Genomic DNA, 15,985 nt, shown 5'->3' on the forward strand with positions numbered 1-15,985 from the left:
TCTTTTCTTTCTATTACTTTTCTTCTGGGAATAAGTTTTTTTCATACTCTTCTTACTATACACAGGTTTTACCGAAAATTTATGTATTCACATTTTTCTTGATAGAAACCTTGTATCATATTTAGATGTTTTTTGTGGCAATTCCCCAGGCATACTGTATGGCAACAAAGAAATCCGAGAGAAAGAGCAAACTTTTAGATTTTTGTTGATATACTTGTTTTGTCCGCTTTCCCGTAGTAAAAGACATAATTTTTAAGACATATTTGCAAATCTTAAGTTTATGTTATCTCGACTTATCAACTGGTTTTATTAGCTCCTCAATAAGTAATACCTTTTCATCGTTGCAATACTGACACTTATAGTATCTTGTTGTTTTTTTTATTATTCCTTCACTGCAATAGGTTTCTTCGATAAATGGTCTTTTTATTTCTTTATAAGCAAAGCCACGACCACATGTTTTACACTTTGTGCTGTCATTAGTAACTATAGAAAGGAACATTATACATCCTATAGAGGCTAAAAAGAGACTAAAAAACAATTTTAAAAACTGTAAATGATAGTGACTATCATTTATAATTGAGAAGTTACCAATAAGAAACCCTATAATAGCAATGGAGAATCCCAATAACATAGACTTTGATTTACCAAAATGACTGATTAATAAAGGAGCTAATTTTTCTAGTATGAGATTCGAAAAAATTTTATTTTCTTTCCAACCTTCGTATGTGCAATAATTTTCTGAGACATGCGTGTGCTTTGAATTATCAGTATAATTGGAATTATTTCCAAAAACATTACCTTCAAATTTACAATTTTTGAACTTCTGTTTAGAAGAATTATCAAAATTGATTAATGTGTTATGGTCTCCTACTGCAAACTGATTAAGATTCTCCACATCAAAGTTTATAGTAAGTTCAATCTCTTTTGCTAGACCTGGATTTGCAATTAACAATTTCAGAATTTCCTGTTGCAGCTCATTTTTAGCGTTTAGATCTTCTGGGTTTTGGGATAATTCTTTAAATGATTTTTCTATAGATTCACTCTCTTTTGATCTTATTTTATCAAGCAGAACTTTAGCTCTGTCTATAGATTTGGCTCCTAATTTTTCGATACCTTTCTCAAGAAGCATATCTTTAACTTTATCTGTTACAACATCTTTGCCTACATAGATGAAGGGTAAAGCAGGTAGGAGAATGTTTGTTGCTTGTTGAGTAAGAGCTATTAAGTCCATGAAACTCCTCTAATCATTCTTTGATACTGAAAGCCTATAAAATAAATTTTACTATTTAGAGTGATCAGAAAAGAGAATTTTTAGTTTTATTTCTACAAGATGTTTAATCTTTTCTTGAAAATTACTAATCTCTGACTTAATTATATTAGCCTTAATAGAATAGATTTCATCTACAACTAATTTTGGAATTAAAACTTTGATGTTTCTATAACCAGCAAAAACTTCATTAAAGCTATTTCTTAAATTTAATATGTCTTCCATTAACTTTGTTTTGAAAATACTATAAGTTACTTTTGGACTATAAAATAAATTTGTATCAAAAAATAAGTAAAAGGACTCTATTTTGCCTGTACTTATTTCTTCTGCTGAATGAATTGTCTTTAGAAAGTTCTAACTATGAGAATGTAAAACAACTTCCCTTTTCCATTAAATGTTGTATATTCCGAAATACAGTTTTCATGGAAATTATAAAAAATGATAAACAGGCTACTACCTTAAAAACGGTGATAGGTACTGCTAAAAGAGTACTTTCACCCAGCTTCAATTAAATTTTTATACACTAAAGAAGTATTCTATGTCGATCATCTCCAAGAAGGAGTAAACGACTATATTAAAGAGGATTCAAAGTAATGTCAGATGAAGAAGGATTTATTGTATTTCTCGGAGCTGCATTCCTTATAGGAAATTGGTTAGAAAAACACCCAGGCGTCTTAGATGCAATATACTTTATGAGCCTATCCCAAAACTAGGTTTCTTCTTATATTAATAAAAGTTTCAGAACTATTTTTTATGATCATAAACTCGATTGATTGTTCAGAATTGGAGATTCAGAGGATCAATTTTCAGTTTTGGGATCAGCTCAATGGAATTTTGTATATTGTTACAACAGGTTGTACCTGGCAAGATGTTCCTCGTCAGTATGGCTCCAAGTCAACCGTTCATAGATTTCATCTCTATCTGTGTGAACATGGAATTTATCAGGAGATCTTTAATGAACTTTTGAACAAAGGTTATGACTTGGAGAAAGTAGATCTCTCTCACTGCTTTACTGATACAAAGGATATTCCTGCCAAAAAAGGGGAAATATCGGTTACGAGGGCTACAAGAAAGTAAAAGGAGTAAAATTAAGCGTTTTAGTAAATTTACAGGAGCTACCTTTATCTATTGTTGTCGCTCCTGCAAATCAAAACGATTCAACGCTTTATATACCTACAATTAAAAACTTTATGATAAGAAGACCTAGAGGAAGGCCTGTAAACAGGCCTTCTAAAGTGACAGCAGATGCAATTTATGATACGAGTGAGATAAGAGAATATAACAGAAGAAGAGGAATAAAGTCCAATATACCCGTAAACACAAGAAATAGAAAGAAAAGAGTCTTTTTAATTTTTTATGGTTCTTCTCCAATTTTAAAAAAACAATTGAATTTCACCCAAATCCCTTAACATTTTTCCTCATTTTGGAAAAGTCGCTCCACTAATATCTAGATTTTGTACATCAATTTCTTATTTTTGCCATAATTATTCGATAGCTACCGCTGTAAAGCTGCAGATTAAAACTGAAAGTTTCCATTTACTCTTTACTTTTATCCATACTGGAATCTTGCCCTCATTAAGGGTGAGAATCCTTTCCATTTACCAGTACTGAAACACCGTTTGTTGAAATAAGTAAATAAATTGTAACAAAAATTAGTTAGGCCACTATCGGTTTTAAATGATCTTGCTTTGTCTACGATATCACCTATCAAAGAAAATATCTGTTCCATTGTATTATCTGTCTCAGGTGTAAACCCTTTTTTCAAGAAGCTTACATTTTTCTTGAAAATCTCTTCTGCATAAGAAATCGCTTTCTGAGACGCTTTTGAAAGTTCCAGATTAGAGTAGAATTCTCGTATCTTTTGAATACATACAACAGCACTGATGACCGTATCAGAACGTATCAACTGATATATTTCATTGGACACAACCTTATCATTATCTGGAATATCTTCAACAGAGTTGAATTCTTCATAGTATCTCTTGCTAACGTTTTTTAATTGATGAAACACACAAAAGGAGTGAGCTACTTCAGGGAAGACACTCTTTACAGCTCCAATGATTGCTTTATCTTCATCAGAAACAATTTTTTGTATTTTGCCTTCAGGAAATCGGTTTTTTATTCGTCTGAAAAGAGGAATCAGAGCTTCAATCGTTGGTAATCTGTCAGTTACCTCAAAATCCAAAACTACCTTTTCTTTAGTAGCAATAACGTAAACAGATTGATATCGCATTTTTTTCCATTCTTTTTCTGTAAGCTTTCTTCCAATCAACTCTTCAAGTCTCTTTTTCCAGCCTTTTTTGATCCAATCCCCATCAACATACAATGTTTCATCAAAGCCAATCTCTTGATCTAAAAGTTCTTGCTTTGAAAGTTCTGCATGTTTCTGTTCATATAACCATAATGAAGTTGCACAAGGAGCTCTACCACAGAAGGCTGTCAAGCCTTCTGTATATGTTTCTCCAATTTGCCGAGAATTGTGTAGACTGCATCGTCCATCATATCTAACATTCATTTGTTTATCATAATATTCAGAACTGTAATTTGCAGAACCAGGAACACCAATAATCTGATCATGAAAAGGTTTCTTACAAACAGGACAAAACCAGTATGTAACATTGAGAGCTATAGTGCCGTGACTTGATAAAATAAAACGAGTGTAGTGAGAGTTCACATGTAACTTATTGCCACAATCAGCACAATGAGTAGGAGATAATACGGAAAACATAGGATAGTATCGATTTCCAACCAAAACTTTTGGCAAAGGAATCATTATTTTACCGTCAACTACCGTTTTTATCATTGACTTATCTATTGCGACATTTCCTTTTCCCATAAATAGAAAATTTATCTCAATATAATTAAAATTTTATTGTTTTGCATGATTTATGGAGAAAATATGAAGACCAGAAAATAATAAAAAGTCTCAAAGAAAAAGAAGAAAGGAAGACCGATAAAGGTAGATTGGGAAGAATTCAAAAAGAAAAGTGCAATAGAAAGATTCTTTAGCTGGATAGAATCGTACAAGAAAGTTTTTCCAAGATATGAAATCAAAGAAATATCATATCTGGGAGTTGTAATGTTCGCAGTAATAATGAGGTTAAATTAAGTTTTGGGATGAGCTCAATATTTAATACTTATACCTGCGGATAAATCAATCAGGAATCGGTCTTTATTTGGCTTTTTCAAGTGTTCGTTCTCTGTAGAGTTTTCCAGTTATTTTTTAATAAGGATTTTTGTGCCGTTTTCACTTAATCTCAGGATTATTTACTGGACACCCGATATCTCTTAAAGGCGGTTATCAGTTTTAAATCATTATATAACTCAGATAGTTGTCGTTATATATTATGTGAGATATAGGATAAATACAGGAGTATTAATTTAATTGTTCTCCTTTCCGGATGATATTAAAAAGGGGATTTTCCGGTTAGGAAACGTCTGGGGGTATAAAATTGTTAAGCAAATATGGTAAGCTGTTGCTGGGCGCGTATATCCTGAGGAGGCTTCATTCAAGTAATTCCCATGAAGTTTCAGAGCATAGAAGAAGTGGAATGCTGGGCAAATACGGCAAATTGATATTGGGCGCATATTTGGTGAAGAGGTTCAGGGCCGGGAAGCGCCACGGGACCGCAGAACACGAAGAGAGCACAGAAGGATTATTGCATAGATACGGGAAGTTAATGCTCACGACCTATGCTATGAAAAGGTTGCGATCAAGAAAATCTCATAAAGAGATGGAACAACCTCAAGAATATGTGGAACCGCCTACTAAGCATGGTTCATTCTTACCTCACATGGCGATGAAATACGGAAAATGGTTACTGGGCGCATACCTAATGAAAAGGTTTCACCACAGAAGACCGGAAGCTGAGATAACAGAAGCAGTTGAGACCGAGACATACGAGGAAGATAAAGGATCATCCATGTTTAAGTTCAATACAATAATAATAGGTGCACTTGCCGGAGTTACTGCTGTATACGCAATTAAAAAATATAGAGCTAAACACTGTGGGTACAAAATAGAAGTCGAATAAGCCCAGAGAAGGTTCAAAAATGCACAGAAATAGAAACTGGTCTAAATTATTACTGGGTGCTTTTGCAGGAATTGCACTTCTATACATCATCAAAAAATACATGCACAACAGGTCTCTTCCTGTGGCGTTAAAATCTCTTTCAGTACCTTTCAAACACGGTCCCACTCCTCCCAGAGTAAAAGCCATTTACCCTGACAGGCAGACTTTTGCCTACAGGTGTGACTCTCCTATCTGGATTGAGTTCGACATGCCTATGAATAATGCAACAATAACGAAAGATACCGTAATAGTCAAAAGTTCTGCATCAGCAGAACCTGTAGACGGACTTCTGGACGTCGGGTCCAGAATGCTTATGTTCCGTCCCTATAACGAATATCCGATGGATGAGTCCGGTGCCGAGATAACAATAACTCTTCTTGGAAGCGAAACCGGATCCGGATTTATAATGGATGAGAGGGGAATCGCTCTGGACGGCAATAAAAATGGAAAGCCGGGTGGAGACTTTGTATACACTTACAGAGTTGTAAGGTGAAGCAGAACACCAGGCAAATTATTCTGGCAAATATTTCTCTGCTTTCTGAAAAACGGCGCCGTTTTCTCAATCTATTCTTTTTTCATTCAGTTTCTTTTCTTCATCCTTTTTCGTTCATTTTTTCTCTTTACCGGTTTTCTTTCACCCTCTTTTTCATCTTTTTCTTTTTTCATCTTTTCTCTTCATCTTCTCCATACCCACCGCCTCCAGGCGTTTCAATTACGAGTAAATCTCCTTTCTGTACCCTGACTTCAGCCTTTCCTCCGAGATCAATAACCCCGCCATCCCTGCGGACAAGCATATTTTTTCCGCATTTTCCGGGTGTGCCGCCTTTAAGCCCGAATGGCGGGAATTTCCTGTGGCTTGAAAGGAGAGCTGCATCCACCTCTGTCAGGAACCTGACTTTCCTGACAGTCCCATTTCCACCCCTGAATCTGCCTTCTCCGCCGCTCCCACGCCGGATGGAAAACTCTTCAACGATTACCGGGAACCTTGTCTCAAGGACTTCAGGGTCTGTAATTCTGGAATTGGTCATATGGGTATGCACAGCATCAGTGCCTGAAAAACCCGGACCTGCACCGGCACCTCCGCAGATAGTCTCATAGTACTGATAATCAGCATTCCCGAACGTGAAATTGTTCATCGTGCCCTGGGAGGCTGCAAGGCTTCCGAGAGCTCCGAAAAGGGCGTCAACTATATATTGCGAGGTCTCAACATTGCCTGCAACAACAGCTGCAGGAGGCTCGGGCCTTAGCATGGAGCCCTCAGGAATTATGATCTCAAGAGGCCTTAAACAGCCTGCATTCAGCGGGATGTCACTTTTTACAAGGGCCCTGAACGTATAGAGGACAGCAGCCAGGCAAACCGAAGCCGGAGCATTGAAATTGCTTGAAAGCTGCGGAGAGGTGCCTGTAAAATCAATCCTTGCATTCCGGTTCTTGCGGTCGATTGTAACTTTAACTTCAATTGCGCTCCCATCATCAAGGGTGTATGCAAACTTCCCATCATCAAGCCTGTCAATAACCCTTCTGACGGCTTCCTCCGCGTTATCCTGCACATGGCCCATATAGGCTTCGACAGTTTCAAGAGAAAACTCCTCAACCATCCTGTGCAGTTCCTGAAGCCCTTTTTCATTTGCTGCAACCTGTGCCCTTATATCAGCCACGTTCTGGTCAGGGTTCCTTGCAGGATATTTACCTGAACCGAGCCATGCCTTCAGTCTTTCTTCCAAAAACCTGCCCTGTTCAACTATTTTCATACCCTCACTAAGTACACCCTCTTCTTCGATATTTCGGCTTTCCGGAGGCATAGAACCTGGAGTAATCCCTCCTACATCAGCATGGTGACCTCTGGAAGCAAGGTAAAAAAGAATCTCTCCCGAACTGCCTGACATGGGAGTGACAACAGTGATGTCAGGAAGGTGGGTACCTCCGTGATAGGGGGAGTTAATCAGGTATACATCTCCTGCGTGCATATCCCCTAACTGTGCCTGGATAAGGGATTTCACGCACTCCCCCATAGAACCCAGATGCACAGGGATATGAGGGGCATTTGCTATCAGGTTTCCGTATCGGTCAAAGATCGCACAGGAAAAGTCAAGCCTCTCCTTTATGTTTACAGAGTGGGCGGTGTTCTGTAAGGTGTAGCCCATCTGCTCGGCAACGGACATGAATCTGTTATTGAAAATTTCAAGCATTACAGGGTCGGCCTCTGTCCCTATAGCCGTTCTGGCAGGAAGGGGAGCTCTGCGGGTAAGGAGAAGGTGATTGCGTACAGTAATTTCTCCCTGCCAGCCAGGTTCGATTATAATGGTAGTGTTCTTTTCAATAAGGATTGCAGGCCCACTTATGCAGGCTCCAGGCATCAGCTCTTCTGTATTGAAGACAGAGGTTTCGCGGAATTCCCCATAACTGTACATCTGGACCCTGGAAATCGGAGAGAAATCAGGGTTCTCTTCAAGCTCAAGAAGGGGATCAGAAACTCTCTCGGTAACCCCCACGACCTCTACAGAGATGGCTTCCGCAAAAATGGATTTCCCTTCCATTACAAATCCGAAGCGTTTTTTATGGGCTTTCTCAAAGCCAGCCCTGAGGAACACATCATTATCCACGAAGTCCACAGCCAGCTGCGTATCCGAACCTGCATAGCGCATATGTGTCCTGTAAATCACATTGATGCAGGCTTCTCGGGCTCCCTGCTCAAGCATGGAAAGTCGCCCTTCCGTTTCAAGCCCTGCAAAAACAGATTTTAACTCCTTTATCAGCCCTTCGGAGAGTTCAGCTCCGATGTACTGCTCTTTTATCAGCCTCTGGTCTGCAAGTCCCATGCCGTATGCAGAAAGGACTCCGGCATACGGGTGAATGAAAATGCTTTTGATCCCGAGAGCATCGGCTACTCTGCACGCATGTTGGGCTCCTGCTCCTCCGAAGCAGCAGAGTGTGTATTCTTTTATGTTATACCCACGCTGGACAGAGATTTTCTTGATCGCGTTTGCCATATTCTCAACTGCTACGGAAAGAAAACCTTCTGCTGCCTGCTCGGGTGTAAGTATATTACTACTTGCAGAAGCCTTTTTAGCAAGTTCTGCAAATTTCCTGTGTACAATTTCGAAATCCAGCGGCTGGTCTGCTCCAGATCCGAAGATCTTCGGAAAGAATTCGGGATGTAGTTTTCCGAGCATAAGGTTGCAGTCCGTAACCGTAAGAGGCCCACCTTTCCGGTAACATGCGGGTCCGGGATTCGAGCCTGCGGAATCAGGTCCCACCCTGAACCTGCCCCCTTCATAATGGAGAATCGAACCTCCACCTGCTGCAACAGTATGGATGCGCATCATGGAAGAACGCAGTCGCACACCTGCAATCTCTGTTTCGAGGCTGCGTTCATATTCTCCGCTGTACTGGGCTACATCTGTGGATGTCCCTCCCATGTCAAAAGTGATTATTTTTTTTGCCCCTGCCATCTCTGAAGTTGCAACTGCCCCAACGATTCCTCCGGCAGGCCCGGAAAGGATGCAATCCTTGCCCTGAAAAGCCTTCGAATCTATAAGCCCGCCGCTGGACTGCATGAACATGAGCCTTGGACTATGCCTGGAACTATTTTTCCCCTCATTTTCTTCCCCCGGGATTTCTTCTTTTTCCTCTTCTCTGTCTCCTTCCAGGTTTTCTTCTCTGTTTCCTTCACTTTCTTGCAGGCTCTTTTCAACCATATCAACATACCTGCGCAGCACCGGAGAGAGGTAGGCATCCACAACCGCAGTTTCCCCTCTACTCACGAATTTTATTAGCGGGCTTGCCTGATGGGACAGGGAAACCTGAGTAAAACCCATTTCTTGCGCCAGCCTGCCGAGCTTCAGTTCATGCTCTGAATACCTGTACGCATGCATAAGCACAATTGCAGCCGAGCGGATGCCAGCTTTGAAAGCCTCTTCAAGTTCTTTTTTAGCATTTTCAAGGTCCAGAGGCATAAGCTCTTCCCCATCTGCCCCGTACCTGCCGGAAACTTCGATAACCCTCTCATAAAGCTGGTCAGGAAGTTCTATTTTCTGTGCAAAAATGTCCGGACGGTTCTGATACCCTATCCTGAGAGCATCTCCAAACCCCCGGGTTATAACAAGAACAGTGCGCTCCCCTTTCCTTTCAAGGAGGGCATTCGTACCCACAGTCGTGCCCATTTTTATGGCTTCCACATCTTCCGCAGGAAAAGGGGCATTCTCAGGCAGCCCGAGGATCTGGCGTATCCCGTGCATGGCTGCGTCTTCATAATGAGATGGGTCTTCGGAAAGAAGCTTATGTGTGATCAGTTTTCCATCAGGGCTGCGCGCTACGATATCAGTAAACGTGCCTCCGCGGTCTATCCAGAACTGCCAGCGGGTTTTGGGGGACATGAAAGGAATAATTGTATAAGTTGTATTAATTATTAATCGGGAATTTGAGGTTTCAGTTCACTTTGCAGGAAACAACAAATTTATTTTACAAATCACTGCGAGAGATTTGTATCCTGATGGGAAGGTTCGAATAAAAAGAAAAAGCTTTTGGAGTTTAAGTTTGACAGTATAGAAAAAGGAATAGGAAGCTTTCTAGAATAAGTTCAGTATGTAAATGAGGCAGACTAATGACAAATGGAAAGGTAATGCAGCTTATTAGAGAAGCTTATGAAGAAAATCTCACAATACTTAACTTATCTAATAATCAGTTGACTCAACTACCACTAGAAATAAAGAAGCTTAAAAACCTCACAACTCTTGACTTATCCTATAACCAATTAACTGAGCTTATGCCATTTTAGTTAATAGCCCTTATTTTGGAATAATGGATGTTAAAAAGATCTATTTTTTTAAAAAATTAGACTAAAACACTTTAATTTCAATTTAAAGGTAAATAGAAAGGATTATACCTAATTAAACCAATATTATGTCGCCAAACAAATAATTGGGCTTTAAAAAGGTATAATCCATGATAAAGATTATTACAAAAGGATATAAGTACTTATTGACTCAAATCGACGATTTTTTAGGGTCTGCACGTACCATTGTTATAAGTCTTAAGAGTATTAAAGGCAGAAAAGAATACGAACAGCTTTTTGGTCGAAAATTGGACGATCAAAAGACAAATATTAAAATCCGTATCATATCTCTAAAACAGTCAAGACTCACAGATTTTATAAGCAATCTTTTTGAAAAATCGATGTCTATATACTCTATTTTCGATCCGATGTTGAGTGAATATTCTAACTTAAAGATCCTTTTCATTGAGAAAATTACTAAAAACAAAAGACATTGTAAAGTACGTAATGTGCTCCCTATTTTTCAAAAAGTGCTTTCAGACTTTTTTGGTGAAGGATTTACTTTTCTCAAAAGGAAAATTTGCATTCCTTATAAAATTAATCTTCTAGTTGTACATAGCAAAGATTATATGGAAAGTGTATTGCCCTGGAATCAAGTACTTGCCTTTCAACACTTCAAAACGTTTCATGGGTATATAGGAGACATGTTTGCATTAAATCCTTCGCTGGATAACTTTTTCATTGAATTACAGGCTTCAATGGAGTACCATCCTCAGCATGAATCGTTAAATTTCAACAACATTCTCAAGTTAGAAATTGCAAGATGTAAGATGGGGTATTCAAATTTTGAATCATTCATTAGAGAATTTAACCAGAATAAAGCTCTAAGAAAGGAATTAAATATTGAAAATCGTGATCGAATCACTCTTTCATCATATCGTAGAAATCTGAAATGTATTTATCCATATTTCGTGGAATATGCTCAATTACTGATACAAGAATGTAGAAATCTAAATCTTATAGGAGATAAAATCTGGATATGGGATAGAAGGTTCTTTGAGTGCAACTGCAGTGGATTAAAAAATAAAGAAACTGGTATGCTCTCAGATCCTGATGCAGGACATTATGTTAAAAAAACCGGAAAGTATAGTGTCCTATCTGGAACGGGGTATACTGATACATGTGTTGTTGATAGTTGGTGGGGTTTACCAGTTTATTGGGATGCAGTAAACGCAAGTAAAAATGACAACACTATATTTCAAGAAACTATCATTCAGTGCATGAAATCGGAAACTCATAAACCACTTTTTATGATTGCAGATGCTGGACCTGATAGTCATCCTTCTAACCAGGTGGTTATTGATCATGGAGTTATTCCAATTATAGCAGCCAGAGCTAACAGTGCAGGAACTATTCTTAAAACAGAAACAGGAACCCACTTCAGAGGAATATATATACCAAGGAAATTTCATAGACTCCTTGGTAAAATATACAATCTTAGAACCACTGTTGAAAGAAAGAACTCAAATGAAGTAGTGGGATACAATCGCTCGAAAACACCTACAAGAAGAATTGAATGGGCTAAAATGTTTGTCTCTATAGGCAACATTGCCGCTTTACTTACGGCATTAACGGCTTTTAAAGTTGGAAGAAAAGATTTGATAAGGGCACCAACTGCTTTTAGAAGGTTGCATTTTTAAGCTATTTAAGGAAATTTTTCCGGAAAATATAGAATTGAGTGCTTTTATTTGGGATTTAAAGCATTTTAAATGATTTTGGCATAAGCTCAACTCAGTTGCCATCTGAAATAAGAGAACTTACAAAACTCAAAACACTTTACTTACACAATAATCAGCTGACTCAACTGCCATCTGAAATTAAAGGACTTACAGAGCTTATAGCACTTTACTTATCTTATAACCAGCTGACTCGACTGCCACCAGAAATAAAGGAGCTTAAAAACCTTACAACACTTCACCTATCTAATAATCAGCTGACTCAACTGCCATCTGAAATTAGAGGGCTTACAAAACTTAGAACATTTTACTTACACAATAATCAGCTTACTCAACTGCCGCCAGAAATTACTGAACTCGAAAATCTTACAACGTTTAAATTATCTAATAACCCCTTAACTTCACCCCCTCCAGAAATTGTTTCAATAGGGTTGAGAGCGATTTTTACTTATCTGAAACAATCAGAAACTACCGAACATAATGAAGCCAAGTTAATATTGGTTGGTAACGGAAAAGTTGGAAAGACATGTCTTTCTAAAAGATTAATTACTGATAAATTTGTAGAAGATGATATCACTGAGGGAATTAATATAACTGAATGGGTCACTTCCTCGCCAGATTTAGGAAAATGCAAAATCAAGCTAAATGTTTGGGATTTTGGAGGACAGGAAATCTATCATGCGACTCACCAGTTTTTCCTGACAAAACGTTCAGTCTATCTGCTTGTATGGAATGCACGCAAAACAAAGGACTATGACAGCATACACTACTGGTTGCACACGATTGAAGCTTTTGGAGAAGACAGCCCGATTGTACTTGTAATGAGCAAGATGAATGAAAGTGATGATGATCTAAACTTAAAAGATCTAAAAAACAAATTCCATATTGTTGATTATGTAAAGATAGACAGCAAAAATGGCAAAGGAATTGACAGGTTAAAAGAAAGCATTAGTGAAGCTGCTTGGAATCTTCCTCTAATGAAGGTTAAGTGGGTGAACTCATGGTATCAGGTGAGAAAGAGACTGGAAGAAGCCAGAGAAAAGATGATATCATACGACAAATTTTGCGAAATATGTAGGTTTGAAGGATTAGATGATGAAAATATCAGTATGTTAGATGGATATTTTAATGACTTGGGAGTAACTCTTCATTTTAAAGATAGAATAGCGCTAAGAAATATAGTGATATTAAAACCTGAATGGGCTACAGAAGCATTTTATAAAATTTTGTCCACAAAATCAGTTCTTCATCGCGAAGGTATACTGTTACACAGCGAATTAGATCATGTATGGGACAAAGAAACATATCCATCACACATTTACCCCCAGCTTATGGAGTTAATGAATAAATTTGAACTTGCATATGAACTTCCTGATAAAAACAGCTATCTCGTTGCCGAACTATTACCCAAAAGTTCTCCCGACTTTTATTGGGACAATGAAGATAATTTGTATTTTTATTATTGTTACGACTCCTTTTTGCCTCCCGGCATAATTACCCGCTTTATAGTGCGCATGCATCAGGACATCGAGAAAAAAGAAAATGGAATGCCTCTCTGCTGGAGAGAAGGAGCACTATTGAAACTCCAAAATTCACATGCTTTTGTAGAGATGAAGCCTGATAAGAAACAAATCGAAATTAGAATTAAAGGAGACAATAAAAGAGGGGCGCTGGGGGTGATCTGTCACCACCTTGATCAAATAAATGTTTCTATAAAAAAGATAAATGCCAGTAAACAAATACCTTGTAACTGTTCAGAAAATTGTCCCCAAAGATACTTCTATGAAGATTTGTTAGAAGCTGAAAAGGCAGGCATAAAAAACGTTCAATGTCACAAGAGTTACAAAGACAGGTCAATTTTATTATTATTAGACGGTTATAAGATAAGAGAAGAAAGGTTTAAAGGATACGATGAATCTCCAAGCAAAGCACCTATTGTCATAATTCACCAAACAGCACAAGCTTACTCCGAAGCAAAAACAAGTACTCAAGTAGAGCAAAAAACAGATGTACGAACGAGCATCAATATTAATTTAGAAATAGATTTGCCGCAGATTCGAACTGAGTTTGACGATTTAAAAGATGAACTTGAAAACTTAAATCCCAAAATTGATAGTGATTTGAATAAAATTCAGGATAGCTTAGATGAGTTAAGCCCTAATCCTGACCGAGAAAAGTTAGTTAAATCTCTTAATAAATTGAATAGATGTCTCATAAAATTGAGTGATCCTAATTCTGACTACAACAAAATCATTACAGGAACTCAAAAAGGCATAGAACTTGCACAAAAGCTTGGCAGAACCTACAATAAATTTGCTCAATGGCTTGCAATGCCTCAGGTTCCGGATTTATTTGTTGGAAAATGATTTTGTTTGAGTTTTCATTTTTACTTTTTTGTTACTTTCATCTATTACATAGTTTCAACGTTCAGGGCTGCAAGAAATATCCTGAAAAAATCCTATGATTAATATTGATTTCTTTTCCAAAGTGGCGACTATTTTGCTTGATTTTCAGAAGTTAACAGACTCTTATTTTCAATATTATTTTGAGAAAATTGCATCCTATACAGGGATTCGAATAAAAAGAAAAAGCTTTTGGAGTTAAAGTGTGATGAAAAAGTAAGAGAATTGAAAATTTATCTGATAAATCAGATGTTCAAAAAGGATTTTGAAGGGATATTTAAAATCTGTCCGCGTTGAGACAAATTTTGGGATAAAACATCCTTTTGCTATCAGCAAAAAAGATATTAACGATCTTTTGCGACCCTTTCTTTGCTGATAACAAAAAGGATTTTATTATTTAACCAAATTGTAAGCCCATTCGATCCATTCACAAAGGCATTCTAAATCCTCTTTCTCGATGGTAGCACCGCACCAGATGCGCAAGCCTGACGGGGCATCACGGTAAGAACCGATGTCATAAGCAACTTTTTCTTTCTCAAGCGTTTTAATCAGTTCTTTAAGCTTTTCGTCGGATAAATCAACTTTAAAGCAGACACTGGTGCTGGACCTTATCTCTTTTGTTTCCGCTAAAAAATGGATCCAGTTGTTTTTAGCAACAAATGCCTCAAAGACCGCCAGATTATCATTTGTCCGCTGAATAAGTTGCTTAAGCCCTCCTATAGACTCTGCCCATTTTAATGTTGCCAGCCAATCTTCATTAGCCAGCATGGATGGTGTGTTAATAGTAGAGCCTTCAAAAATCTCCTTATTCAGTTTACTACCTTTGGTCAGCCGGAAAATTTTGGGCAATGGCCAGGCAGGAGTATAGCTTTCTAAGCGCTGAACAGCCCGCGGAGATAAAATCAGCATCCCATGTGCACCTTCCCCACCCAAAACTTTCTGCCATGAGAAGGTAATGACATCCAGTTTATGGTAGGGTATATCCATAGCAAATAAAGCAGAGGTGGCATCGCAAAGCGTGAGCCCTTCGCGGTTATCAGGAATCCAGTCGCCGTTGGGCACTTTGACTCCGCTAGTAGTCCCATTCCAGACAAAGACTACATCATTCTTGAAATCGACCTTCTTTAAATCTGGTAATTTCCCGTATTCTGCCTCAAAAACTCGGGTATCTTTTAATTTTAACTGTTTAGTGATGTCGGTTGCCCATTCTTTACTGAAAGATTCCCAAACCAGAACATCAACCCCGCGGCACCCCAGCATAGACCACATGCACATTTCAAAAGCGCCTGTATCGGAAGCCGGTACAATACCTACGAGATAATCATCAGGAAGTCCAAGCATATCTCTTGTTCTTTTAATTGCTTCAGCTAATTTTTCCTTGCCAGGTTTGCTCCGGTGTGACCGGCCAAAAGGTGTATCCTTCAGCTCTTCAACAGAATACCCCGGATGTTTGGCACAAGGTCCAGAAGAAAAACAAGGATTATTAGGAACTCGTGTTGGTTTCATTTTATCTTTTCCTTTTTTGGTACTGTTATGTCTTAGGGGGATAAGAAATTTTCCAGTTACAGGCGAACATGTAATTATAGCCATCCCCGAAGACTTAACAGTGTACCTTTTATTTATCTTTTCGTGCTACTTTTACATGTTCAAAACCGATGTTCGTAGCCAACAAAAAAAGTGCCTATATATTTCTATAGTTTTTTGCATTTGATGAAAGGTAATCGACCAATTAA

12 protein-coding genes are annotated in these 15,985 nt (G+C 38.1%); 7 read left to right on the forward strand and 5 right to left on the reverse strand.

The window, feature by feature from the left end; all coding sequences use genetic code 11:
- Positions 1–283 precede the first annotated feature (283 nt).
- Both ACZ5A8_RS12025 and ACZ5A8_RS12030 read right to left on the reverse strand, forming a co-directional pair.
- On the reverse strand, positions 284–1,231 hold the full coding sequence (locus tag ACZ5A8_RS12025) for a hypothetical protein (protein ID WP_464529287.1): 948 nt from the start codon (positions 1,229–1,231) through the stop codon (positions 284–286).
- A gap of 51 nt (positions 1,232–1,282) precedes the next feature.
- Positions 1,283–1,492, reverse strand: a complete 210-nt coding sequence (locus ACZ5A8_RS12030; protein ID WP_464529288.1) for a hypothetical protein — start codon at positions 1,490–1,492, stop codon at positions 1,283–1,285.
- Between the two features lie 528 nt (positions 1,493–2,020).
- Here ACZ5A8_RS12030 and ACZ5A8_RS12035 point away from each other — a divergent pair.
- Both ACZ5A8_RS12035 and ACZ5A8_RS12040 read left to right on the forward strand, forming a co-directional pair.
- Positions 2,021–2,344, forward strand: a complete 324-nt coding sequence (locus ACZ5A8_RS12035) for a transposase (protein WP_464529290.1) — start codon at positions 2,021–2,023, stop codon at positions 2,342–2,344.
- Positions 2,317–2,676, forward strand: coding sequence for a transposase (locus tag ACZ5A8_RS12040; protein ID WP_464534117.1), 360 nt, complete (start codon positions 2,317–2,319; stop codon positions 2,674–2,676). The genes ACZ5A8_RS12035 and ACZ5A8_RS12040 overlap by 28 nt, the downstream gene beginning before the upstream one ends.
- Positions 2,677–2,816: 140 nt before the next feature.
- Here ACZ5A8_RS12040 and ACZ5A8_RS12045 read toward each other — a convergent pair whose 3' ends face one another.
- Positions 2,817–4,103, reverse strand: a complete 1,287-nt coding sequence (locus ACZ5A8_RS12045) for a transposase (protein ID WP_464529292.1) — start codon at positions 4,101–4,103, stop codon at positions 2,817–2,819.
- 616 nt (positions 4,104–4,719) lie between these two features.
- Here ACZ5A8_RS12045 and ACZ5A8_RS12050 point away from each other — a divergent pair.
- Entirely contained in the window at positions 4,720–5,301 is a 582-nt protein-coding gene (locus ACZ5A8_RS12050) for a hypothetical protein (RefSeq protein ID WP_322221171.1), read from the forward strand.
- A 19-nt stretch (positions 5,302–5,320) separates the two neighbouring features.
- The gene (locus ACZ5A8_RS12055) at positions 5,321–5,833 is read left to right on the forward strand and encodes an Ig-like domain-containing domain (protein WP_464529294.1); all 513 of its coding nucleotides are present in this window, start codon (positions 5,321–5,323) and stop codon (positions 5,831–5,833) included.
- Between the two features lie 169 nt (positions 5,834–6,002).
- Here ACZ5A8_RS12055 and ACZ5A8_RS12060 read toward each other — a convergent pair whose 3' ends face one another.
- The gene (locus ACZ5A8_RS12060) at positions 6,003–9,716 is read right to left on the reverse strand and encodes a hydantoinase B/oxoprolinase family protein (RefSeq protein ID WP_464529296.1); all 3,714 of its coding nucleotides are present in this window, start codon (positions 9,714–9,716) and stop codon (positions 6,003–6,005) included.
- A gap of 227 nt (positions 9,717–9,943) precedes the next feature.
- On the opposite strand from ACZ5A8_RS12060, the gene ACZ5A8_RS12065 reads away from it, so the two are divergent.
- The 3 genes from ACZ5A8_RS12065 to ACZ5A8_RS12075 all read left to right on the forward strand — a co-directional run bounded on the left by ACZ5A8_RS12065 (position 9,944) and on the right by ACZ5A8_RS12075 (position 14,216).
- Positions 9,944–10,117 carry a leucine-rich repeat domain-containing protein gene (locus ACZ5A8_RS12065; RefSeq protein ID WP_464529297.1) on the forward strand — a complete coding sequence of 58 codons (174 nt, stop codon included), beginning with the start codon at positions 9,944–9,946 and terminating at the stop codon, positions 10,115–10,117.
- Between the two features lie 701 nt (positions 10,118–10,818).
- Positions 10,819–11,814, forward strand: a complete 996-nt coding sequence (locus ACZ5A8_RS12070) for a hypothetical protein (RefSeq protein WP_464529078.1) — start codon at positions 10,819–10,821, stop codon at positions 11,812–11,814.
- A gap of 95 nt (positions 11,815–11,909) precedes the next feature.
- Positions 11,910–14,216, forward strand: coding sequence for a COR domain-containing protein (locus tag ACZ5A8_RS12075; protein WP_464529299.1), 2,307 nt, complete (start codon positions 11,910–11,912; stop codon positions 14,214–14,216).
- Between the two features lie 429 nt (positions 14,217–14,645).
- Here ACZ5A8_RS12075 and ACZ5A8_RS12080 read toward each other — a convergent pair whose 3' ends face one another.
- On the reverse strand, positions 14,646–15,758 hold the full coding sequence (locus ACZ5A8_RS12080) for a phosphoserine transaminase (RefSeq protein WP_464529301.1): 1,113 nt from the start codon (positions 15,756–15,758) through the stop codon (positions 14,646–14,648).
- Between the last annotated feature and the right edge of the window lie 227 nt (positions 15,759–15,985).

This window comes from Methanosarcina subterranea, assembly GCF_055385895.1.